General features: G+C 59.0%; 19 protein-coding genes, 1 tRNA gene and 1 pseudogene. 9 read left to right on the forward strand and 12 right to left on the reverse strand.

The window, feature by feature from the left end:
* Positions 1-6: 6 nt before the first annotated feature.
* The 6 genes from ASD07_RS11860 (at position 7) to ASD07_RS11880 (ending at position 4824) form a co-directional block, all read left to right on the forward strand.
* Complete coding sequence (locus ASD07_RS11860) at positions 7-930, forward strand: DMT family transporter (protein WP_055929859.1); 924 nt, start codon at positions 7-9, stop codon at positions 928-930.
* Positions 927-1325 (forward strand): methylglyoxal synthase, encoded by a 399-nt coding sequence (locus tag ASD07_RS11865; protein WP_055929862.1) that lies wholly within the window; start codon positions 927-929, stop codon positions 1323-1325. Before ASD07_RS11860 ends, ASD07_RS11865 begins: the two co-directional genes overlap by 4 nt.
* Positions 1326-1391: 66 nt before the next feature.
* Positions 1392-2966: a S9 family peptidase gene (locus ASD07_RS11870; protein ID WP_055929865.1), complete on the forward strand. Its 1575-nt coding sequence runs from the start codon at positions 1392-1394 to the stop codon at positions 2964-2966.
* Positions 2967-2977: 11 nt separating this feature from the next.
* On the forward strand, positions 2978-3952 hold the full coding sequence (locus ASD07_RS11875) for a quinone oxidoreductase (RefSeq protein WP_055929868.1): 975 nt from the start codon (positions 2978-2980) through the stop codon (positions 3950-3952).
* 6 nt (positions 3953-3958) lie between these two features.
* The gene (locus tag ASD07_RS32060) at positions 3959-4090 is read left to right on the forward strand and encodes a hypothetical protein (RefSeq protein WP_255356996.1); all 132 of its coding nucleotides are present in this window, start codon (positions 3959-3961) and stop codon (positions 4088-4090) included.
* Positions 4091-4092: 2 nt separating this feature from the next.
* The gene (locus tag ASD07_RS11880; RefSeq protein ID WP_055929871.1) at positions 4093-4824 is read left to right on the forward strand and encodes an alpha/beta hydrolase; all 732 of its coding nucleotides are present in this window, start codon (positions 4093-4095) and stop codon (positions 4822-4824) included.
* Positions 4825-5068: 244 nt separating this feature from the next.
* Here the strand turns inward: ASD07_RS11880 and ASD07_RS11890 are convergent, their stop codons facing one another.
* Together ASD07_RS11890 and ASD07_RS11895 are read right to left on the reverse strand one after the other, a co-directional pair.
* Complete coding sequence (locus tag ASD07_RS11890) at positions 5069-6460, reverse strand: C13 family peptidase (RefSeq protein ID WP_156397974.1); 1392 nt, start codon at positions 6458-6460, stop codon at positions 5069-5071.
* Positions 6447-7085, reverse strand: coding sequence for a DUF4136 domain-containing protein (locus ASD07_RS11895; RefSeq protein ID WP_055929879.1), 639 nt, complete (start codon positions 7083-7085; stop codon positions 6447-6449). The genes ASD07_RS11890 and ASD07_RS11895 overlap by 14 nt, the downstream gene beginning before the upstream one ends.
* A 162-nt stretch (positions 7086-7247) precedes the next feature.
* Here ASD07_RS11895 and pepN point away from each other — a divergent pair, with 162 nt between their 5' ends.
* From pepN to ASD07_RS11910, 3 genes are all read left to right on the forward strand, one after another.
* Positions 7248-9863 carry an aminopeptidase N gene (gene pepN / locus ASD07_RS11900; RefSeq protein ID WP_055929881.1) on the forward strand — a complete coding sequence of 872 codons (2616 nt, stop codon included), beginning with the start codon at positions 7248-7250 and terminating at the stop codon, positions 9861-9863.
* A 23-nt stretch (positions 9864-9886) separates the two neighbouring features.
* Positions 9887-10894 carry a class 1 fructose-bisphosphatase gene (locus ASD07_RS11905; protein WP_055929884.1) on the forward strand — a complete coding sequence of 336 codons (1008 nt, stop codon included), beginning with the start codon at positions 9887-9889 and terminating at the stop codon, positions 10892-10894.
* A 67-nt stretch (positions 10895-10961) separates the two neighbouring features.
* Positions 10962-11037, forward strand: a tRNA-Thr gene (locus tag ASD07_RS11910).
* 48 nt (positions 11038-11085) lie between these two features.
* Here ASD07_RS11910 and ASD07_RS11915 read toward each other — a convergent pair.
* From ASD07_RS11915 to ASD07_RS11965, 10 genes and pseudogenes are all read right to left on the reverse strand, one after another.
* Positions 11086-11349 (reverse strand): hypothetical protein, encoded by a 264-nt coding sequence (locus tag ASD07_RS11915; protein WP_055929887.1) that lies wholly within the window; start codon positions 11347-11349, stop codon positions 11086-11088.
* A gap of 156 nt (positions 11350-11505) precedes the next feature.
* On the reverse strand, positions 11506-12090 hold the full coding sequence (locus tag ASD07_RS11920; RefSeq protein WP_055929890.1) for a hypothetical protein: 585 nt from the start codon (positions 12088-12090) through the stop codon (positions 11506-11508).
* Positions 12091-12286: 196 nt separating this feature from the next.
* Positions 12287-12514, reverse strand: coding sequence for a hypothetical protein (locus tag ASD07_RS11925; RefSeq protein ID WP_055929893.1), 228 nt, complete (start codon positions 12512-12514; stop codon positions 12287-12289).
* Positions 12515-12687: 173 nt separating this feature from the next.
* Positions 12688-13299: an Imm26 family immunity protein gene (locus ASD07_RS11930; RefSeq protein WP_200953791.1), complete on the reverse strand. Its 612-nt coding sequence runs from the start codon at positions 13297-13299 to the stop codon at positions 12688-12690.
* A gap of 210 nt (positions 13300-13509) precedes the next feature.
* Positions 13510-13746 (reverse strand): annotated as a pseudogene (locus tag ASD07_RS31675) (IS3 family transposase); the annotation flags it as partial.
* Between the two features lie 369 nt (positions 13747-14115).
* Positions 14116-14538: an NTF2 fold immunity protein gene (locus ASD07_RS11945; protein ID WP_055929902.1), complete on the reverse strand. Its 423-nt coding sequence runs from the start codon at positions 14536-14538 to the stop codon at positions 14116-14118.
* A gap of 189 nt (positions 14539-14727) precedes the next feature.
* On the reverse strand, positions 14728-15144 hold the full coding sequence (locus ASD07_RS11950; RefSeq protein WP_055929905.1) for an NTF2 fold immunity protein: 417 nt from the start codon (positions 15142-15144) through the stop codon (positions 14728-14730).
* A gap of 10 nt (positions 15145-15154) precedes the next feature.
* Positions 15155-20116: an RHS repeat-associated core domain-containing protein gene (locus tag ASD07_RS11955; protein WP_082507274.1), complete on the reverse strand. Its 4962-nt coding sequence runs from the start codon at positions 20114-20116 to the stop codon at positions 15155-15157.
* Between the two features lie 18 nt (positions 20117-20134).
* Positions 20135-21637, reverse strand: coding sequence for a DUF2169 domain-containing protein (locus ASD07_RS11960; protein WP_162246554.1), 1503 nt, complete (start codon positions 21635-21637; stop codon positions 20135-20137).
* Positions 21612-23699, reverse strand: coding sequence for a type VI secretion system Vgr family protein (locus ASD07_RS11965; protein WP_229207124.1), 2088 nt, complete (start codon positions 23697-23699; stop codon positions 21612-21614). Before ASD07_RS11965 ends, ASD07_RS11960 begins: the two co-directional genes overlap by 26 nt.
* Between the last annotated feature and the right edge of the window lie 111 nt (positions 23700-23810).

The following is a 23810-nucleotide window of genomic DNA, read 5'->3' on the forward strand; positions in this document are numbered from 1 at the left end:
GGTGGCATGGAAATAGCCACTCAGGAATCGCAAGGCAAGCGTGCCGCCTATCTTGGCGGATTGGCAATCGCAATTGGCGGCGCCATCCTGTTTTCCACCAAGGCCATCGTGGCCAAGCTGCTATACCGGTATCACCTCGACGCCGTCACGGTGATCGCCTTCCGCATGCTGTTTTCCTTGCCCGTCTTCGCCGCCATCGCGCTGTGGAAGATGCGCACCGAACCGCCTTTGAGCCGCGCCGATGCCTGGCGCCTGGTTGGACTGGGACTGGTCGGCTACTACCTGTCTTCCTACCTCGATTTTCTCGGGCTGCAATTCATCACTGTCGGCCTGGAGCGCCTGATCCTGTTCCTGACGCCGACTTTTGTACTGCTGGCCTCCGCGCTGTGGCTGAAGAAGCATATCGGGCGCAGCCAGTGGATTTCGCTGCTCACCGCCTATGCCGGCATCGTACTGGTGTTCTTCCACGACCTGCGTGATGGCGGCAGCAATGTGGCCCTCGGCTCGCTGCTGGTGCTGGGCTCGGCCATGGCCTACGCCTTGTACCTGCTGGCTTCAGGGGAAATGGTCAAGCGCCTTGGCTCGCTGCGCCTGGTGTCGTATGCCATGTGCGTCTCGAGTGCCGCCTGTATCGGCCAGTTCTTCCTGCTGCGGCCCGCCGGCCTGCTGGTGCAGCCGATGGAAGTGTACGGCCTGTCGCTGGTGAACGGCATCCTGTGCACGGTGATGCCTGTATTCATGACCATGATCGCTGTGCAGCGCATAGGCGCTGGCCCCGCTTCGCTGGCGGGTATGATTGGTCCTGTTTCCACGCTGTTCTTTGGCGCCGTCATCCTGTCCGAACCCGTCACCAGCTGGCAACTGGCGGGGACGGCCCTGGTGCTGGCCGGTATCTACCTGCTGTCGAATGTGAAAGGTAAAGAGAAATGACGCCCCGCATTGCCCTGATTGCCCACGACAAGAAAAAAGACGACATGATCGCGCTGGCGCGCGAGTACGCTGCCTTCCTGCGTACCTGCAAACTGTGCGCGACCGGCACTACGGGCGGCCGCCTGATTGCTGAAGTAGGCCTGACGGTGGAGCGCAAGCATTCCGGCCCCCTGGGCGGCGACCTGCAGATCGGCGCCTTGCTGGTCGACGGGCATATTGACGCCATCATCTTCCTGCGCGACCCGATGACCCCGCAGCCGCACGAGCCGGATATCAATGCACTGGTCCGTGCCTGCGACGTGCATAACGTTGCTTGCGCTACCAACCTGGCGACTGCCCACCTGGTGCTGTCCCAATTGCAGGCTGATGCCGCAAAATCGCAGCCTGTCGCATGAGTCTTGGCCGGCGCCCTGGCGCGCTGGCAATGTAGCGCCCTCATTACAAAATCGGGGAGACTGCATATGAAAATCATCCTGGGCGGCATTGCCGCCTTTGCCATTGCTTCCGCCGCGCATGCCGCGCCACCGGTGCTGGCTGGGCATTGGGTCGGCACCTACGGTGTCGGCAACGACGTCAACTTCCTGCGGCCGCATTTCGGCGTCGATGGCAAGGCCACAGTCGATATGCCCGCCTTTGAAAAGAAAGGCCTGCCGCTCGACGCGGTTGCGCAGCAGGGCAGCCAGGTGCGCTTCGCCTTGCCGGGCCCTGACGGCGTGCTGCAATTCGACGGCAAGCTGCAAGGCGGCCTGCTGTCCGGCAAAGTAAGCCTGAACGGGAAGGAAGGCAGGTTCGCCTTCCGCCGCACCCTGGCCGACGATCCCGCACGCCACCAGCCGCTGCTGGGCGCCTATGAATTCCCCGGCAAGCGCGTGGTCGTGCTGTCGGAGTGGGGCGACTTCCCGCAACTGTTTTACAGCGATATGAGCACCGGCCGCTATGCCTCCATGTTCGCCGACAGCGAGAAGGTATATTACGCAGGCGCGGGCAACCTGAATCCCGAAGTGCGCGAAACCACGATGCGCTTCGAGGGCAACAAGATGATCTGGCAGCAGGCCGGCAAGAAGCAAACCGGCCGCCGCCTGCAGTTCCGTTCCGAAGAAGTCACATTCAGGAACGGCGACGCCACCCTCTCCGGGACCCTGGTCCTGCCGGAAGGGAAGGGGCCATTCCCGGCCATTGTACTGACGCAGATGTCCAGTCCCGCGCCGCGCGGCGCCTATGCGCTGCAAGCCTATTATTTCGCAGCCCACGGCATGGCCGCGCTGATGTACGACAAGCGCGGCGTCGGCAAATCCAGCGGTGAGTTCAACAAGGCCACCATGGAGCAACTGGCCGACGATGCAATCGCCGGCATCGAACTGCTTGGCAAGCGTGGCGACATCAAGGCCAACGCCATCGGCACATGGGGACATAGCCAGGGCGGCTGGTTGGCGCCGCTGGCAGCGATTCGTTCACAGAAAGTCGCCTTCGTGATCGCACAAGCCGCGTCGGCCGTGCCGCCGGCCGAACAGGAGGTCTATCGCATCGAGAATTCGCTGCGTGCGCAAGGATTCAGTGAAGACGAGGTAAAGGCGGGCGCCGCCTACCAGGAAAAACTGATGCGCTGGGTGACCAGCCGCGGCGCCAACCGCGCCGAGTTGCTGGCAGCAGCACGCGCCGGCGAGAGTGCGCGCTGGGCCAGCCAGGTCGAAATCGTGCCCGACACGCTGAAAGAGAAACCGAGCGAAACCAGCACCGCCTTCTACAGCTACGACCCGCTGCCGGACCTGAAGAAGCTGAATGCGCCAGTGGTGTATATCCTCGGCGAGAAAGACGCCTTCGTGCCGGTGCATAAGAGCGCGAAACTGTTCCAGCAAACGCTGGACGCGAGCGGTCACAGGGATCACCAGGTGTGGATGCTGCCGCGCGCCGCGCACGGCTTGTGGGAAACCGATCTCGATGGCGGCAGTGCCTACATCAACTCCACGCACTGGGCGCGTGAACACTATCCACGCATGACACAATGGCTGCGCGAGCGCGGCTTCATCACACACTAAAGGAGTAGGTAATGGTTAAGGCGATACGCATGTCCCGCACCGGCGGGCCGGAAGTGATGGAATACGTCGACGTCGAGGTAGGCGCACCTGGTCCGGGCGAAGCGACGGTGCGGCACGAGGCGATCGGCCTTAACTTTATCGACGCGTACTTCCGTACCGGCCTGTATCCGCAGCCGCTGCCGGGCGGCCTGGGCCAGGAAGGCGCCGGCATCGTGGAAGCAGTGGGCGAGGGCGTGAGCCATGTGCACGTGGGCGACCGCGTGGCGTATGCTGGCCGTCCCAACGGCGCCTATGCGCAGGCGCGCAACATGCCCGCCAGCCTGCTGGTCAAGCTGCCGGATGCCATCGGCAGCGACACGGCGGCCGCCATGATGCTGCAGGGGATGACGGTGCAGTACCTGTTCCACAGCGCGGCGCCGCTCAAGGCGGGCGACACCATCCTGTTCCATGCCGCGGCCGGCGGCGTGGGGCTGATCGCTTGCCAATGGGCGCGTGCCCTCGGCGTGAACCTGATCGGTACCGCCGGTTCGGACGAGAAGGTGGCGCTGGCGCTGCAGCATGGCGCGGCCCACGCGATCAACTACAACGCGGAGAACTTTACTGAGCGGGTCCGCGAGATCACAGGCGGCAAGGGCGTCTCCACTGTGTTCGATTCGATCGGCAAGGACACCTTCATTGGTTCGCTTGACTGCCTGCAGCCGCGCGGCATGATGGTCAGTTTCGGCAATGCTTCCGGGCCGGTAGCCAACTTCTCGCTGGGTGAACTGGCTTCGCGCGGCTCGCTGTTCCTGACCCGTCCCGCGCTGGGCAACTACACCGCCACGCGCGCCGACCTTGAGGCTTGTGCGCAATCGCTGTTCGACGTGGTGGCGCGCGGCGACGTGAAGATCGAAATCAAGCAGCGGTATAATTTGGCCGATGTTGCGCAAGCGCATCGCGACCTGGAGGCGCGCCGCACCACGGGTTCCACCATCCTACTGCCCTGAGTGAATATGACCGACCAGAACCGCCCAACCGAAGACGATGACGGCACCCCGAAATTTGGACGCTTGCTGATCGTCCTGCTGAGTGCTGTGGCCCTGATCGGTCTCATCACCTTCGCCAGCGAAGCGTATTACCGCTGACCATGCGCCTTGTGCTGTCGCTCCTTCTGCTGGTGCTGGCGGTGTATGTCGCCGTATGCGCGCTGGTGTTTTTCCGCCAGCGCAGCATGATCTATTATCCCCAGGCGTTCGAAGGCGGCACGATCCTGACGCTGGGAGGAGGTGCGCGCGTTGGCGTCACGCTGCGCGAGCAGCCGGGGCCTGGCGCCGTGATCTACTTCGGCGGCAATGCGGAAGCGGTGGAATACAGCCTGCCGGAATTGCAGGCTGCCTTTCCCGGCCAGGCGCTGTACCTGATGCACTACCGAGGCTACGGCGCCACGCCGGGCGAACCAACGGAAGCGGGCCTGTTTGCCGATGCGCAGGCGCTGTACGAGCATGTGCGTGCACTGCACCCGCAGGTAACGGTGGTCGGGCGCAGCCTTGGCAGCGGTATCGCCACCAGGCTCGCGAGTGTCAAGACTGTGGACCGGCTGGTGCTGCTCACACCTTACGACAGCATGGCCGGAGCAGCATCGCACCATTTCCCTTGGCTGCCGGTGCGTCTGCTGCTGCGCGACCGCTACGAGTCGGTAAGCTACGCCGCCAAGGTCAACGCCCCCACCACCATTTTCGCTGCCGAACGCGACGAAGTCATTCCCCGTGCCAGCAGCGAAGCCCTGTACCGCAGCTTCCGCCCCGGCCTTGCCACTTTCCACGTTGTGTCCGGTGTTGGGCACAATGATATCTCGCTCCGATCCTTGCAGCTTCATTGAACTTTCAAGCGCGTGCTTGGTCCAACTCCTGTCACAATTTCAGGCAAGGGCAACTCAAAGTAGACGTCGCGCAACTCAGGGAGGATGTTGGCAGCATGAAGGAGGACGTCACAGGGATCAAGAAATGGATCGAATCTGCAGACCGGATTTACGCGACAAAAGAAGACCTCCACAAGCAAACCTGGAGACTATACGGGGCAATGGCCAGCCTAACAGCGGCGGTCTTTTTCATTGCCCGTTACGTTCACTGAAACGTAGCAAGCTTGGCGCGGATGGCAGTACCGACCGAGATTTGCGGATTCGAGTAGCCGTCGTCCTTGCCCGCTTCGACTTCGCGCTTGCGGATCACTTCGCGCGCGGCGGCGTGGGCTTGTTCAAAGGAGCGCGTGCGGGTGCGCAGCTGTTCGTCGAACATGGCGCGGCCGAAGAAAGTCAGCTCCGATTTGTAGCCGCAACCGTAGGAAGTGTGATCGGCATCGGCTGCGGTCAGCACCATGGTTGCGTCGTCCTTCAGTGACGGAATCCAGCTGCCGGAGAAGCAGGCCGACACTGCGATCACGCGATGCCTGATGCCCGCTTCGTCGAGCCACTTGCGTAGCGTGGATGGAGTCAGCTCGGTGAGCTCGAACGGCCAGAAGTCCGCCGCCAGCTGGCCTTCGCGCGCGCCGTGCGAAGTCAGATAGATGAACAGCACGTCTTCATCCTTGTCCATGGTACGCGCCACGCTGCGGATTGCCTTCTGCAGGTTCACCGTGGTGGCCCAAGGCAGTTTTTCCGCAGTCTGGAAATGATTCACCAGCTGCAGCGTGCGGCCGGCAGTACCGAAACGCTGGGACATCACGTCCGCCACCATCTGGCTTTCGCGGCGGAAGACTTCATCGCCGTAGGGCGCGAAGGTCAGCGCATACATATCGACCTTGCCCGGACGCTGCGGCGCCAGCGCCGCCAGTTGGCGCGACAGCAGCACCGGCTGTGACTCCATCAATTCCGCAGTCAGTTTCAGGTAGCGCGAAGACTCTTCGTTGTTGGCCTCCTGTTTTTTGGGATACCAGAAGTCCGGCTGCTGCGTGGCCACGCCCAGGGCCACCACGCCCGCCATCATGCCCGCCGCGAGCGTCAGCGGCCAACGTCGTCCACGCCCGCCGCGCGCCAGCAGCACCAGTTGCGACAGGACCATCAGGGTGACCGGAATCCCCCAGATGATCCAGGCACCCCATTGGCCAAGGTAGCGCACCGACCACGCTTCGGACCCGCTGTACAGCATGGCGGTAAAGCACAGGTCTACAAACAGTTCCAGCCAGACAGTCTGCGCCAGCAGCAAGGTAGTAAGCAGTGCCAGGTCGGGCGCCGCACCGGGGCGCCCGCTCGGTCCAGTGCCGCGCGCCATCAAGGCATAGAAGGGCAGCAGGGCAAAAGGCAGCCAGCCGTAGGCGATAGCCTTCCAGTAAAAGATCGCGGGACCGTGGATATACAAGCGCTGGAACAGGACCGACAGTCCCAGTACCAGCAGCACGAGAGCCGCGACGACACCAGGGCCGGTGGAAAGGCCTTCCCAGCGCGGGGAACGGAAAAAGGCGGTGGAAGCGCCTGCGCGCAACCACCGCCCGATTGATTGGATGGAGTTATTGGAGCTCAAGATCTACGCGCTTGGCCTTTCCGCTTTCGCCAGGGAAGCCGGTGAAGGCGCTTTGCACCAGGGCCGGCATGACCAACGGGGTCGATTGCTTGCGGCTGGTGTTCTGCACAGTCACGTCATACAGCTTCTTGCCCTGCAGGTTGTTGATGGTGACACGCAGGTTGCGGTCGTAGTTATGCTGGATGGTTTCGCGGAATTCCATCGGCCCCCACATCCACGGGTCGTAGTATGGGCGGTAGAAACCATAGTAGCGGTAACGGTAAGGGTAGTAGCCCCAGCGCGGGTAATAGCCCCACGGGCCTGGCCCATACATCCACGGGTCGCTCGCGGTCAGGACTTTGACCGGTCGGTCGATGGTGCTGAACTGCATGGCGACGCGCAGCTTGGCGTCCTTGGTCGTCGCGGCCTGGGTGAAGCCCAGCTTGGCCAGTTCACCGCTCACCAGGTTCTGGTAGCTGCGTAATTCCAGTGTATCCTCGCCAGGCGAGGGCGTTTCGAAGGAATATGATTTGTCCTGCAGGTCGCTCGGCCACTCGTGGAAGACCGTAACGTTGCTGCGCAGGGTAGTGGCACAGCCGCTCAGCAACAGACTGGTGGCTGCCACCAAAATGGCTAGCGCTTTCATGGCGACACTCCTTTTTGTCCTATAAGCCAGTTTAATCCGGCAACATGCGTTTCACCTAATTATTACAGAATGTTACCCCCGCAGGGGCACCGGAAAAGAATCGGGCGTGTCCCCTGCCCGGTATTGGTAAAATAGCCTTCTTTGTCCTCGCTCGCCCAAACCATGCGTACCGACAGCCCGCAAACGATTTATCGTAAAGACTACACCCCGCCCAGCTACCTGGTGGAGACCGTGGAACTGGGCTTCGACCTTGATCCCGTCTGCACCATCGTCGCCAACCGCGTGCAACTGCGCCATAACCCGGACAGCAAGAGCCACGACCTGGTGCTGCACGGCGAAGCCATTGAGCTGGTCGCCCTGCGCATGAACGGGGTGGCGCTGAACCCAGACCAATATATTATTGGCAACAATACTCTGACCATCCGCAACGCACCGATCAATGTGCTGCTGGAAATCGAAACCACCTGCGCCCCGGTCGAAAACACCACGCTTTCCGGCCTGTACACTTCGGGCAGTGGTTTCTATACGCAGTGCGAAGCCGAAGGCTTCCGCCGCATCACCTACTTCCCGGACCGTCCGGATGTGATGGCGCGCTACACCGTGATGCTGCGCGCCGACAAGGAGCAATACCCGGTACTGCTCTCCAACGGCAATCTGCTGGAAGAGGGCGACCTTGGCGACGGCCGACACTACGCCAAGTGGGAAGACCCGTTCAAGAAGCCGTCCTACCTGTTTGCCCTGGTGGCCGCACGCCTGGTGTGCCAGGAAGAGAAATACAAGCTGAAGTCCGGCCGCGAAGTGCTGCTGCAGGTGTGGGTGGAAGAGGGCAACCTCGATAAGACCGACTACGCGATGGAGTCGCTGAAGAACTCGATCCGCTGGGACGAGGAACGCTGGGGCCTGGAACTGGACCTGGACCGCTTCATGATTGTTGCCGTCAGCGACTTCAATATGGGCGCGATGGAAAACAAGGGCCTGAACATCTTCAACACCAAGTTCGTGCTGGCCAATCCGCGCGTGGCGACCGATATCGACTACGCCGGCATCGAAGCCGTGGTCGGCCACGAATACTTCCACAACTGGACCGGCAACCGCGTGACGTGCCGCGACTGGTTCCAGCTGTCGTTGAAAGAAGGCCTGACCGTATTCCGCGACCAGGAATTCAGCGCCGACATGATCGGTACCGAGAGCGGCCGCGCCGTGACCCGCATCGACCAGGTGCGCACGCTGCGCCAGGCCCAGTTCCCGGAAGACGCAGGCCCGATGGCGCACCCGGTGCGTCCCGATTCCTTCGTCGAGATCAACAACTTCTACACGGTGACCGTGTACGAGAAGGGCGCTGAAGTAGTGCGCATGTACCAGACCTTGCTGGGCCGCGAAGGCTTCCGCAAGGGCATGGACCTGTACTTCGAACGCCATGACGGCCAGGCCGTGCAATGCGATGATTTCCGCGCCGCGATGGCCGACGCCAACAAGCGCGACCTGAAGCAGTTCGAGCGCTGGTACAGCCAGGCTGGCACGCCAATAGTCAGCGCCAGCGGCCACCACGATGGCGCCAGGCAGGTGTATGAACTGACGCTACGCCAGACCTGTCCGGCCACGCCGGGCCAGTCCGAGAAGCAGCCGTTCCATATTCCAGTGGCCGTGGGCCTGCTGGACCGCCATGGCAAGGACCTGATCCCGACCAAGGTGCTGGAACTGACCAAGGCCGAGCAGACCTTCCGCTTCGAAGGCGTGGCCGAAGCGCCGGTACCTTCGATCCTGCGCGATTTTTCCGCGCCGGTGGTACTGGAATACCCGTACACCGATGACGAGCTGCTGCACCTGTTCCGCTACGACAGCGACCCGGTGAACCGCTGGGAAGCCGGCCAGCGCCTGGCCATGGAACGCCTGCTGTCGCTGACCGCCGCCGTGCAAAAGGGCGAAGAGCTGGTACTCGATCACACCTATATCGTCGCGCTGCGCGAGCTGCTGGCCGATACGTCGCTGGATCCAGCTTTCCGCGAAATGGCATTGATCCTGCCGTCGGAGACCATCATCGGCGAGCGGATGGACGTGGTCGATCCGCAAGCGATCCACATCGCACGCCAGTTTGTACGTTCCGTCATCGGCGATGCGCTGGAAAACGAGCTGCTGGAGGCGTATCACGCCAACGGCACGCCGGGGCCATACAGCCCGGATGCCCTCTCGGCCGGCAAGCGTGGCCTGAAGAATCTGGCGCTGGCCTATATGCTGGTAGAGCCTCATCCCAAAGCGGTCAAGCTGGCCAGCGAGCAGTTCTCTGCCGCCACCAATATGACCGATCGCGCCGCCGCCTTGTCCGCCCTGATCCACAGCGGCGCCGACGCAGGCAAGCAGCTCGACGCCTTCTACAAGGACTTCAAAGGCGAAGCGCTGGTGGTGGACAAATGGTTCGCCATGCAGGGTTCCGCCCCGCACACCAACGTGGCCAAGGTACGCGAGCTGATGAAACACCCGGCCTTCACGCTGAAGAACCCGAACCGCGCCCGCAGCCTGTTGTTCAGCTTCTGCAACCAGAATCCATCGCAATTCCACGCCGCCGACGGCAGCGCCTACGAATTCTGGGCCGAGCACGTGATCAAGCTCGACGCCCTAAACCCGCAAGTGGCCGCCCGCCTGGCCCGCAGCATGGACCGCTGGCGCCGCTATGCGCCGGCGCTGCAAATCCATATGCGCCATGCGCTGGAAAAAGTCGCCGCCGCCGCCAAACTGTCGAACGACGTGATGGAAGTGGTCAGCAAAGCACTCGCAAACTAATTAAGCACAAACCTAGGGAAATAATGAAACGCATCAGCCTGACCCAATACCTCGTTGAAGAACAACGCCAGCACCACAGCATCCCAGCCGAACTGCGCCTCCTGATCGAGGTGGTAGGCCGCGCCTGCAAAACCATTTCCCACAGCGTTGGCAAAGGCGCACTGGGCGAGGTGCTGGGCGCACTGGAATCGGAAAACGTGCAGGGTGAAGTCCAGAAGAAACTGGACGTGATCTCCAACGAAATCCTGCTGGAAGCGAACGAATGGGGCGGTCACCTGGCGGCGATGGCGTCGGAAGAAATGGAAGACATCCACCCGATCCCTAACCGCTACCCGAAAGGCGAATACCTGCTGGTGTTCGACCCGCTGGACGGCTCCTCCAACATCGACGTCAACGTATCGATCGGTACTATCTTCTCCGTGTTGAAGGCGCCGGAAGGCATGACCGAGCCGACCGAAAAAGACTTCCTGCAGCCAGGCGCCAAGCAAGTGGCCGCCGGCTACGCCGTGTACGGCCCGCAAACCCTGCTGGTGCTCACCACCGGCAACGGCGTGAACTGCTTCACCCTGGACCGCGAGATGGGCTCGTGGGTGCTGACCCAGCGCAATATGCAGATTCCTGCCAAGACCAAGGAATTTGCGATCAATTCGTCCAACATGCGCCACTGGCACGCGCCGGTGCAGCGCTACATCGGCGAACTGCTGGCCGGCACCACCGGCCCGCGCGGTACCGACTTCAATATGCGCTGGATCGCCTCGATGGTGTCCGACGTGCACCGCATCCTGAACCGCGGCGGCATCTTCATGTACCCGGCCGATAATAAAGACCCATCCAAGCCGGGCCGCCTGCGCCTGATGTACGAAGCGAACCCGATGGCCTTTATCGTTGAACAGGCCGGCGGCATGGCCACCGATGGCCAGAAGCGCATCCTCGACATCCAGCCTGAAAAACTGCACCAGCGCGTGCCAGTCTTCCTCGGTTCCCGCGACGAAGTGGCACTGGTCACCAGCTACCACCAGGAATCCGTGTAATTTTTGCAATGATGGCGCCCTGATACTAGCAAACGCGCAAGTTTGTTTGTTATAATCCGGGCTCTTTGCCGGTGTAGCTCAGTTGGTAGAGCAGCTCATTCGTAATGAGAAGGTCGTAGGTTCGATTCCTATCTCCGGCACCAGGACGTACAGAAACCCTGCCAGGTCATTGATCTGGCAGGGTTTTTTCGTTAACTCGCGACCAGCGCAACCAGGGCGAGAAAGACCGCCACCAGCATGCCGATGATCATATAAGTTTGTGAGTCCATGCGGGCATTGAGCTTTTCCGTTGTCGCGAAAAGCTGAGCATCAAAATGGGCACGTTGCTCAATGAAGCGGCCGTCTATGTGCGATCGCAGCGTTTTCAGGTCGCAGGAGAGATCATTCACCGTTTTCTCCAGTTGCGTAGTGCGTTGCTCATATGCGGCGAGCTCGGGCGGGGGAGTGGCTTCCATGGCAGCTCCTTGAAAAGGATCCTATCATTTTCGCCTCTGGCTAAAGCGCGCGGTTGATGTGGCTCAAACGCGCGCGGTGCCGACTTACTTGGCGTTACGTTCGACGAAAGTGCCCATCAGCTAATGGTCGATGACGTTGCGTCATTAGCCGCGCCATCAACCGAAGAAGAATTCCATGAAACCTGCCTCACCAGCAGGCACAAGCACGCGCCGTGCAATGGCACTGACTGCATTGAGAAAGTCGGGAATGGGGCTAAAGTCTTCGTCGAGCACTTCGTAGTTGAAGGTACTCGCCTCAAGCGTCATAGCCTCGGCCATGACTTGGAAAAAGCTGGCGAGATCGTCGGCAATCTTCACATTGAATGAGCCAATGTGGCCAGTTACAACGCCGCTGGCGGTACTGTCATCGACAACGATAGCATCGCCATGGTGGTAGGCGATGACGATCCAATGCTTGTTCCAGGCGGGATCGTCTATGACAGGGCCATTATTTTTGCGTATCCAGCGCCATCCATGCTGGCAAGTCTCAAGATCATCGAGCGTGAACAGCATCAGCAGGAGTCGCCCGCCCACCTGCGGTTTGTCGCTCATACTCAGCCGTCCATAGTAGTCGTGTAGGACCGGACCAAGCGGAATCGGTTCAACGATCGGCTGGAATTCACGACACTCGAGCGTTCCGAAATTTGCGGACCCGGCTGCAAAAGCGCCAGCAAAGTTTTTCAATGCGACGTCAAGCGGCATTCAATTTCTCCAGAAGCATGGTGCGGCTCGGTCCACGCTGAGCCGCCTCAATTTCATCGAGGATGAACGATTTACTGGGTCAATGCATAAAGGTGTCAAATTCACGGTAATAGTTGACCTGATCAATGAATTTTCTTACGCAGTTCTCTTTCGACTCAAGGCGAGCCGCAATGTCAGCAAGCACATTGACAAGCATTCATTCGTTCAAATTTTTTTCCCTCAATACAAGTGGTAGCTCGTCACCATCATCGTTCTCGAAAACTTCGTCATCATCCAGACTTTGCAAGTAAGCCCAATGCACGTAATAAAAATCTGCCGTTTCGGGATTCGACAGCCAAACCGTCATATCCGTGTGAATCCATGCCTCCTGTTTAAGCTTGCTTAAGCCTGCAATCAAATCTGAAATAGACTTGAAGTGCACCATAACTTTATCCTTCTAGAAATTGCGAGTTCTCCGGTAAGGAGTGGACGGTATTGGCAGCCGCGTCCTAACTGAACAGATCGAGCTGTGCGTCGTGAGTCGGAAGTGCTGCGGCCCAGCGGATCCTATGCATATGAACATGAGCCTCGCCGTGAGTGACGCTTTTTGGCCAGCCCTCATGATTGACCCATTAGGGGCTTACGCGGCCTGCGTGCCTTTTCCACGTCTTCCCAATTTTTAAATCGCGCATCCATCGCTTCAGCTAAGGCAATTACTTCTTCCTTTGCTGCGGGGTCGTCCACGCGCAGTCCTTTTGGTACGCGGTGATAGTCATAGCAATCATTTGGGCCGAAGATTCCGGCCAAGTGTGCATTGACCCTAAAAACGATGTGATGCATCCGCCAGCAGGTCGAGTCCTCAAATTCCTGGAGTTCCTCCTTTGTTGCGCTTCGGCTCTTCCCGCCACTCCAGAGCTTTGTATCAAATGCGATGGCAATACTGCCGTAGTCCGATTGGCTTGTGTCGTAACTGGGATCGCTGAACAAAACCTTCCATTTGGGAATTTCCTCAAATCGTAGCGAACACATGATCGGGCGGAATAAGCGCTGGCTTTTATCAACCTCATCGATCGACTTGGGCAGTTCTGTATAAAATCTTGCAAATACCTCGATCAAATGACCAGCATTCGTAGGGACAAGTTCAATATAGCGCCCGATCACAAAGCCAGATTTGCACTCTTTGTTCGTGGCCGGGACGTAAAACAAATCACCCGGTTTGACCTTGCTCATTAGTGGTTTCATGCCCATTTTTTCGTATGCTTAAGGCTGCCTTGTCATACAGCCGGTTGCGCCATATGCCGTGCGCGTAATCGAAGAAGAACTCCATGAAACCTGCCGCACCATCAGGACCAAGCATACGAAGTGCAGTGTCACTGATCGCATCGGAAAATTGGGAATGGAGTGAATTCGTCGTGGAGCATGTTGTAGTTGATGTTGCTTGTTCCAGGTGAAGCCCTTTACGTTGCGCTGGAACAGGAAGCACAAACCGAAGCCCCAGTTGCGCTGGTTGTTCGTCAGGCGAACCAGCCAATCGGCTATGGCCTCATTTTCAGCATTGAGCTTGGCTTGATAACGGTAGCAAGTCTGGCTGATGCCGAAGGCCACACAGGCACTCTTGACAGTCATGCGGCCGGCTTCGACGTAGTGGCGGGCCATCTCACGTCGGCGAGATGGCTTATCAAGTTCAGCGCACCATTTTCCCCAGTGGGCCATCTCGTGGAAAAACGCAATTGCCACGGCCTTTGCGTTTCCTAGCATAGTTGCATCATTCACCGATATCTCTTTGTCATTTCAAATGTTGAGGCTCTTCGCAAATATCGCGCAGAGCCTGCAGATGCTCGGCTTGCGTTTCCTCGCGAAGTAGGAATTGAACCCGACAGGCACGCCTCTCGTTGGCCACCTTCTTCAAAAATGATGCGACGACGCCTACAATCCTATCGAACTTGGTTATCGCATCTCTCCCGCTCTCAAAAGCTCTTGCGGTCATCGTCGGACCGATATCGTCTTTTGCCGACCCGGAGATCCGTCGACAGACTACGCCAAGGATTATAGATCTAAGGCCTTCCTCCATTTTCCGGTATTCGCGACATCGTCTTCCCTAAATGCCACCTTCCAAGTGCCGTCTTCGCTCTCCATTAGAAAGCGCGCACGTCCGTTCATCATGCCTGTCGGCTTATAGACCCAGACCTTTCCACCTTCTGCCGGTTCGACACTGGAAATGCCGTGAGAGAACTCCGGCGGCATCTCGAAGTCAAGGAACTCGTAGCGCGACTGCTTGTGCTTGAGCGCCTTCGCGGTGAGATAGTTGTTGAATATTGCCTCAAGGCGGGTGAGGCGTAACTCATGAGTTTCCTCGCTTGACCGATTCACATCAAATTCAGCACACCATTTCTCCCATTCAGTCATCTCGTGGAAGAACTCAGTTGCCACGGCCTTTGCATTTCCTAGCATAGTTTCAGTCGTTGCCATTTCGCTGTCATATCAGATATCGAGGTATCTTTTCCATTTTCCGATGTTGGCCGGATCCTGTTCCTTCAACGCCACCTTCCAGGCGCCGGCTTCATTCGCCATTAAGAAGCGTGCTTGCCCGTTCATTGCGCCGGTCCCATGGAGCCAGACAACGTTCAAGCAATTCGTCAGCGGTACCGATACTGTCTATTAAAGATCTAGATACCGTTTCCATTTACCGGTATTTGCAGGATCTTGCTCCTTCAACGCCAGCTTCCAAGCGCCGCCTTCGTTTTCCATGAGAAAACGTGCCCGTCCGTTCATTGCGCCAATCGGTTTATAGATCCAAACTTTCCCCCCATCTGCTGGCTCAACATCGGAAATGCCACGAGAGAATTCAGGAGGCATCTTAAAGTCAAGAAACTCGTAACGCGACTGCTTGTGCTTGAGTGCCTTCGAAGTGAGGTATTTGTTAAATATCGCTTCTAAGCGGGCCAAGCGTATTTCGTGCGTTTCCTCGCTTGGTTGATCAATATCAAATTCAGCGCACCATTTTTCCCACTCGGTCATTTCGTGGAAGAACTCTATTGCCACTGCTTTCGCACTTTCCAAAGTTACGTCAGACATCTTTTTTCTCCTATGGACAATTTCTTGGGTTTTGGAACACCGTCGACTCGGTGTGACCATTAATTGTATAGCTGTATGCAATACGGTCGGGTCGGGTTGAATTACCGTTATATATGAGCCTGATGTCAAGATACGCGGTTGCGCCTTGTCTCACCTGGTCGGCAATTTCGCTTTCCCACTGCGCGAATCTTCCTCGGTTAACGCCTAACGTCTGTGGGAATACATACTTCTTCCCTCCGCGCCCGCCTAGCTGATTGCCGACCACGTGACCAGCATCATCCAGCGGACAGCCCAATTTGCGTGCCCATCGTCGAGATGTAGCGTTGGTATTGCTGCCAGTATTGAGGTCCGATGGCGTAATAGTAGCCGTTGCGCTTTCGATTCGATTGCCCACACCGTAGACATACGCTGCCGTGGCAAATAGGCCTAGCGGGTCGACATAAGTAGTTGGGGAATCGACATAGCGATAGAGGTTCGTACCTCCAGCCAAACCGATCGGATCTTGCGTGATATAGCGGGCGCAATCCGGATCGTAATAGCGATAGCGGTTGTAGTAAAGGCCGGTCTCTGCGTCCTCGTATTGCCCCTGGAAGCGCAATGGTTGCGCGACGATTGCTCGGTCGGCGGAGAGCACGCGGCCCCAGGTGCGGTAGATGGCGGACCAAACCAGCGTGCCATCGTCGGCATGCAGCCTTTGCGGAGTCCCCAGCCGATCGCAGCTATAGTGATAAATTCGGTCAGAAGCGCATAATTCAGCTGCCTGCTGGCGGCGCGCGTTCCAACGTTCCTGGTGTTGTAGCTCTTCGAGCTTTGCCAAATGCGCTTGCCAGTCCTCCAAATGCGCTGTCGCATCCCCGACATCCGGCAGGCGCCATGCGGAAACCGGCGCCCTGAACGTTTGCCGGGATGCGTACTCCTTGCTGCCGACCGGTGTTTCGACCATGGCTAATGGCACAAAGCTTTCCGGCTCATACAAATAGCTGACAGACTTATCGTCCCGCACTTCGTGGCACAACTGATCGCCGTCCCAAACGTAGAAGGTCACGCCACCTTGCTCAGTGTGCTTGGCGATTCGGCGCCCGAAACCATCGTATCGGTAATGGACAATGGTAGCGGAGTCGGCGTTGGCAAAAGCGCGGCTGACATGCAGGAGCCGGTTTTCCGAATCGTAAGCAAAGCTCAGTTCGCCCGCATCATTGGCGCCGGCCAGCCGATGGATGGACTTGCGAATGGTGTTACCTTGCTCATCGTATTGATAAGCAAAATTCATGTACTGGCGCAGCAGGTTATGCGTGACTTTTGGCAGGCGCGGCCGAGGAGCCTCAGCCAGTGGTTGTTCTTGCAGGCTTTGTGTGCTGTCTTTGGCGCCAGGGTCCAGCAGGTTCCCTGCGGGATCAAATTCAAATAGCTCAGTGAGGCCCGGCTGTACCGCGGAGCGAATCTGCCCCACAGGATCGTAGGTATAGCGGGTAACGCCACGCAATTCGTCGTCAACCTGGCTCAGGTTTCCCGCCCGATCGTATCCATAATTCTGCTTGTGAAGCACTTGCCCGCCTTTGTGCAAGGAGATGGCAGTCAAGCGGGATTGCGGATCGTAGCGCTTTTCGGTCCGCATGCGTTCGTTGCCGTTGCCGGCCAGCCGCTCGGTTTCGCGGTGCAGCTTGTCGCGCTCAATATCTACGATGGAATTGCCATTCCACAGGGTTCCGTGCCAGTGACCCGAACCGTAGCGCTGGATCTCCACCAAGCGGCCATTGGGCAGGACGGTGTGGATCCTGTTACCCAATTCATCATAGGCGTGTGTCAGCGTGAATGCGGCGTCGTATTCCACTTCCTGATCGGGCAGGGCGACATTGTGCAGGGCATAAGCGGTGCGCTCGTCAATGAGTTGACCCACAGGATCGTAGGCATAGCGAATATCGGCACCGGCGTTGCGGATGGCAGTCAGGCGGCCCAAGGCATCGTAGGCATAGCGCACGCTGCCGTCGACGTCAACTTTGGCATCGAGCTGGCCCAGCGAGTCGCGCGCGTAGCTGGTGCGTTTGCCGGCAGTTTCGCTGGCGCTCAAATAGCCGGCGCGGTCATATTCATAGCTGGTTGTTTTGCCATCGAACCCGGTTTCGCTGGCGAGCCGGCTCTCTGCGTCATACGTGAAGCGATAGCTCTCATTATTCGCGTTGACCAGCTCGACGACGCGCAACGCCTCGTCATGGACGTAGCGCATCGTCTGGTTGTTTGCGTCCATTCGTTCGACAGGCAAGCCGTGACCGTTGTAGGCATAGCGTGTGCGCTGGCCTTTCGGATCGACGTAGTCGATGAGGCGTCCTTCTGCGTCATAGGCCAGGTGCTCGCTTGTACCATCTGGGCGAGCTATTTCCGACAATTCCCCAGTTACATTGTAGCGGTAGGTAGTGCGCTGGCCTGCAGCGTCTTCGACCTGCGACAGGCTGCCACGGTTATCGTAGCTGTAGCGCGTAGTCAGTTGCGAGCAGTCCGTGTAAGAGGCCAGCCTGCCTGAAGCGTCGTAGTGAAGCTGCTTGATGCCGCCACGCGCATCGACAATCTGGATTAACTGGCCGCTGGAGTCGTAACGGTAGCGGGTACTGCGGCCGAGTGCATCCTTGGTTTCAATGAGATTGCCCTGGCCGTCGTACTCCATTGTCGACGTATGGCCCAGGGCGTCAGTTTCGGCGATCAGCTGGTTTTGCGCGTTGTAGGCGAGTGTGGTGACGTAGCCCAAGGCGTCGGTCACTGTCAGCAGGTTGCCTTTGGCGTCGTACGTGTAGCGGCTTGCGTTGCCCATCGCGTCGATGTCCGCAAGCAGCTTGCCGTCTTTGTCCCATTCTCGCTTGCCCAGTGATACTGGCTTTCCTGTGGCGTCGATGCGGCGAATCTCTGTAATCAGCCAATTGTGGTCGAAACTGTATTCGAGCTTTCCGCCATCGGCCTCTGTCACGATGGTGGTGTCGATATCGCGATACTCAATTTGCACCTGGTCGCGGCCATCAGCGGTGGTAGTGCGTACTGCGCGCGCGCTGTAGCTGTTGGCCAGCGTGAGTGGGTGGCGTTGGGCAAGTTCGGCATCGCTTAGCTTGCTGCCAGCCCAGCGTTCTCGAATGTGCGCCAGGCTGACCCATTCCAGGCCGTAGGAAAAACCGCTGTAGGTGGTGCATACGGTGAGCAAGCCGTGAGAATACGCGTAGGTGCGTGCATCGCCGGCGATGTTGGACTGGCGTACCAGGCGCCAGCGTTGCGGAAGCGCCGCATCGGTGCCGGCAGGCTCCACTTCGAAGTCATAACGCGCGTGGCAAAGGCGGGTTTCTTCGTCCAATACTTGCTCGACGCGCCCGATGCGCGCGCTGGCACGCTGTGGGCCGGAGACGACCTCGCCCGGCAGCAGGGGGCCCCGGAAGGCTTCCACCTGCAAACCGTCGTCAGTCGACACGCGCAGCAGGATTTCATCCGGCGCGGCGTCGAAGAAGCGCTGGATGCTGGTGCCGCGCCCATTCCGGCCGACTGCGCGCGTCAGGTAGAAGCGTTGCGTAAGCGCAGGGTCGCGCGGCTTAAGCATGGCGTTGACGCCTTGATAGCCATGCGGCAGAACGCCGTCCGGACCGCGATGGAAGGTGTCGACGTTGCCGTTGCGCCATGCAAGGGTGAACATCGCTTCGCTGTTGCGACAAAGGGTGAAGCCTTCGCCGCGGTGCTCGTGTTCGGCGCCAATCTCCAGGTAGGGCAGGCGTACTGCACGGCCGGTGTCATCGTGGTAAACGATGCCTTCGCGGCAGACCGAGACGCCAGAGTTGAACGGCAGGGCCCAGCGTCCGCCCATCATGCTCCAGTCCTCAGTCTCCGATCCGGAGCGGTAGGTGCGGCTCCAAATGATGGGAATCGCGCCGCTCAGTTCGAAATCTTCCTGGTACAGGATTTCTTCGCCAGTGCCGAAGTGTACCGGCTTGTTGCTGCTGGCTTTCTTCTTCCCCGGACCTTTATCTTTGGGGCAGCACGATGCCGGCTTGTCCTGCTTCTTCGGCTTTTCCTGTTTGGTCTTGCCGCCATCCCTGCCGTCGCCATCGTTGCCGCCCTTTTTCGACTCGGGCGGCTTTTTCGGTGGCGGGGGCGTATGGCCTGGTGCCTGCTTCTTCTTGAAGAGGCGTTTCAGCAAGCCGCTGGCGCCGGGAATCTTTTTCAGTACGAAGTTTTCCGCAGCGTTGGTTGCCATGCCTCCCAAGGTGCCCATCACGTCCGGCGTTTTGCCGCTAAGGATGTAGTCCGCGGCGTTGTCCAGCATGGTGGCCGAGGAGTCTGCAGCGAAACCAGTGCCGGCTACCGCGCCCGCGGTGATGCCGCCAGCGACAGCGCCGGTTTCCATTGCGGCGGCAGCGGGCAAGCCGACACCGGTGGCTGCGACGCCGGCGCCTGCGACACCCAGCGCTGCGCTGCCAGTTCCGATCTTGCCGCCCACGTCCATGGCCTTATTGCCGAAATCGTGCAGCGGTTCGGAGATGTTGTCCTTGTACTCCTGTGCTGCTTCCTTCAGCGTAGGGACTTCGACGCCGAAGATCTTCAAGCGTGGACGAGCTCCTTGCACCTTGCGTTCCTGGATGCGCCCGACCGTGTTCTTGTCGTTCATGTAGACAAAGCGCGATTCCTGGATTGTCTGGGCGCCATTCGAACCCTTCGTGGAGCTGAACTCCATCGGTTGGGCGCGTTTGAGGTAAGTCTGGCTCTTGATACCGCCCAAGGTGCCCCGTTCGTCGCCAGTAATACTGGGGATGTAGCTCTTGTTGTGCAGAAGGACCGGTTCGCTGTGCGTCTTGACGCTTTTGGAGACGCTTTCTGCACCCTTGAACTCACCCTTGATGTTATAGGGAAGCACGGCGACGCTGCTACCTACCGGTGTTTTGCAAAAGTCCGGCGTCATGCTGACGCAATAGAAGCGTGCGGATTTGGTGACTGTTTCGTGAGCCATGGCGTGTAAATGGAGCGGTTATGCAGGCTGCAGGGTGTTCGTTTGGGACGCGGGATCTTCTTTCCCGGACTGCCATTCCTTCAGGCGTGTCAACTGAGCTGGATCCGTTGCGTGCATCAACCTCACTTCTTCGAAATCGCCATCGGCGACGATGGCGATGCGCCACGTGAGTTCGACTTGCTCGGATTCCATGTCAATCAGAACGGTATCTATGGATAGAGGCATGACGGCCACTGCGCCATCCTCATTTGCCCCGAGCGCAAACAGTGACTGCTGCGGCAGGCCGAACGTGAGCTTGCGGTTGCCGCTCGCATCGGCCTGGCCCAACACCGAGCTCTCGCGCCCCAGGTTGGTCAACGTGAACTGTTCACTGCCGGTGAGGTGAGGGCATTGCTGGTCGTCGGGAGCGCCATTCCAGTATCGGAAATCAAACTCTTTCGGTAGTTGCGGGAATTCGTCCTCACCCCAGTCGCTTTTTTCCTCCACTTTGCCAACCAGCTGCCGGCGCGGCAGCCAGCCGCGGCCTACGAATCCCAGGCCGGCCGCGGACATGGCTTCCCCGCCATTGGCAGTTTGCCAGAATAGCTCTGCAGTAAGCGGAGCATCGGAATATTCGATGCAGGGTGCAGGCAGTTCGGAAGTGCGCGTCGCATCCAGGTACCAGCGACGGCTGAAGCCCTGGCCCACCGGATTGCGCTGGCTGCTGTCGTGCGCTTCGGGTGGACCAGGCGGTGTCGGGTAATTGGCGGCTTGGTCTTGCGGCAGGCGATGCTTCTTGGGTATCCGTTTGGACAAGCCGCTGGCGCGTTCGATGCGGCACTCGCCGCCGGGAGCTGCTTCATAACGTAATGGGATTGCCGTTGCTGCTTCGGCCGGCGTCAGGCGCCACGGGCAAGGCTTTACCACACCTAGTGACGCGAAACGCAGCACGCTACCCAGTGCTCGCAGCAGGGCAGGGCGACGGCGCAAATAGCGCTTGCCGCTTACATGCAGCGTCTTGTCGACCAGGACTTTGCCGGGGATGCGGGTATTTTCTGCAATGGCCAACTGTTCCTGCCACTCTTCGAACACGGCTGGTGCCAATGCCTGCATAGGGTTCAACGGCCGCGGGCGTTCGGGCAAAGGCGCCTTGGTGTCGGGAAGCTGGACACGCAGGCCAATGTCGAATTGACGAACCTTTGCATTTGCCGGCGGGCAGGCGTCGCCGATTACCACGACGTCGCAAACGGGCTTGTACGGGGCCAGGTCGCTTTCCGCGCGAACGCTGTGGTCCAGGTCATTGTCGTAGTAGTGATCCTGGTCGTACAGGGGGAGCGGTTCATCGGTTGGGGCGAGCGTCGCTTGTCCGGCCTCGCCAGGGACCAGGCGGTATCCGGTTTTTGCCACAATCACGTGGAACGCTACGCCGTTCTGGTCCAGCGTATCGAAGTGCAGCGCGTCAAATTCGGTGCGATTGTCGAGTCGCAGTGTCGGCAAGGATGGGATCAAGGCGGCATTACCCTTTTGGGTTGGTGTCGACATCGTCACCATGCAGTTCAATCTTCTTCGATGCCCGAATGATGATTTCCTTGCCCGTGATCTCGATTCGCCCGTCTTTCTTCATCACAAAGACGCTTTCGCCTACTTCGATGCGGAACTCTTCGCCCGCAGTGAACGAAGTTTTCTTACCGACGATCACCGACTTTGAAAGGCCAACCTGCTCCGCCTGCATCAGTGCAACGGTGGTGTTCATGCCGGCGCCGACGGTAGTCTGGTAGGCACCGCCGATCGTCAGCATTTTGGCCAACGCCACTGTCTCGGTTTTGATCATGCCGACTGTCACATGGCGGCTGCCGCCAATTGAGACTTTTTCGTCTTTGCCTACGTCCTCGCTCCGATTGTCGCCAATGCTGATCGTTTCATTGTGGTCGACCCGCTCGCTGCGATTGTTATGGACCGTGATGGTTTCGTCCCTGCCGACGGTCTCGGTACGGTCACGCTTTACCTCGGTCGTCTCGTCGCGGTCAACGGTTTTGCGGCGATCATTGCCCACCCACTTGTCTTCATCGTTTTCCACCTCGGTGAGCTGGTCTTTCTCGGCGTGGAGCCACAACTGCTCCTGGCCTTTTTTGTCCTCAAAGCGGATGGCATTGGCATGGTCGTAACTTCCACCAGGGGATGAGCGCGACAGGATGCCGCTCTGCGTCTTATTGGCAGGCAGGTCCCAAGGCGGCATGGTGTCGGCGTTCGGCACCATGCCCATGATCAGCGGACGATCCGGATTCCCATTGAGGAACTGGATGATGACTTCCGTGCCAATGCGGGGAATGCTCGTCATGCCGAAATTCGATCCCGACCAGGCGGTCGCAACCCGGACCCAGGCCGAACTCTTATCGTCGTATTTGCCGTCGCGGTCCCAATGGAACTGGATCCTCACGCGGCCATATTTGTCGGTATAGATTTCCTCGCCTGGTGGCCCGACAACCAGCGCAGTTTCCATACCGTAGGCTTGCGGTTCCTCGCTATTAAAGCCGCGTCCAGGATGCCAGGGAATCGTATTGCGGATGCAGCGAATCGAGTTCTCGTAACTGGAGCGTGCCTGCTTGCCGGCTTGGTAGTTGTTATTGGCTTTATGCCGCGCTTCCAGAATCAGGAAGGTCATTGCGGCTGCATCGCCGCCGGCTGCGCCATCGAAATGGCCTTTGAGCTCGAAATGCCGGCCGGGTTGTACCGTGCGGTCATTGCCGGCCCCTTCAAAGTGCTTGGCATTTGCTTCGATTTCCTCCAGGCGAAGGCGCGTCATCGCATCGCCTTCTCCCTGGTTGCGGAAGCCATACGTCCCAGTGAATTCGTACATCTCCTTGTTCAGGACTTTGCCCTGCCGGTTGATGCTGGGCTGGTCGGTAAACACCGGGCGCGGATTCTTGAAGTCGAAGCTCGACATGGCGTAACTGGCGGGCACCAGGTGGCGCACCGCAGTCCATTCCCCCAAGGCGTCGTCTTCAGTGGCGCCAGCCTCTTTCTGGAACGGTATTTCGGCGTGCTGGCCGTCGATTGCCGCGGACTGCGTGGAATCATCGGTTACTACCAGTGTGTGACCATCGGCCCGATGCTCATACCAGTACATCCAGCCATGCTGCTCCCAGCGTCGGTGCAGGTAGTTGTAATCTGTTTCGCCATATTGGCAGGCATCGGTGTATGCGGGATCCTCGCCGTTGATACGGAACTCAACGTCGCGCACGGGGTAGTCTGCCAGGATGTCGTCGCTTTGCCCAAGCAAGGATTTGTCGTGGAACAGGTAGTGATCCCGCCGCAGCTTGAGATAGCTCAGCCAGGGCCGCAGGACCAATTCATAGAAGACCAGGCCGCCATCGGCACGTAAGAGCCGGAACTCGAACACATAACCGTTGAAGTAACGCAAGCTGCGGTCTTCACGCACCAGTTCAATTGTGACCATCTTCCCCAGCACGTCCTTCAGCGCGATGCCGGGATCGCTCGAGATCGCTTCGACCGTGAATTCGAAATCGCGCGAGACGCCCTCGGCAGCATCAAGGCGATTTGCCAGCAAGCTGGCATCGGGCCCGTCTTCATGGGGGAAGCGCAAGCGAAGCAACCGGTTGGTTTGGTGGAGCTCACCGGTTGCTGATAAGGGATCGGATATGGTGTTCATTCAAGGGTTCTGCGAAGATTGCTTTATGGCATTAAAGCCATGGCC

Source organism: Duganella sp. Root336D2, from assembly GCF_001425005.1.
Classification (GTDB): Bacteria; Pseudomonadota; Gammaproteobacteria; order Burkholderiales; family Burkholderiaceae_D; genus Rugamonas.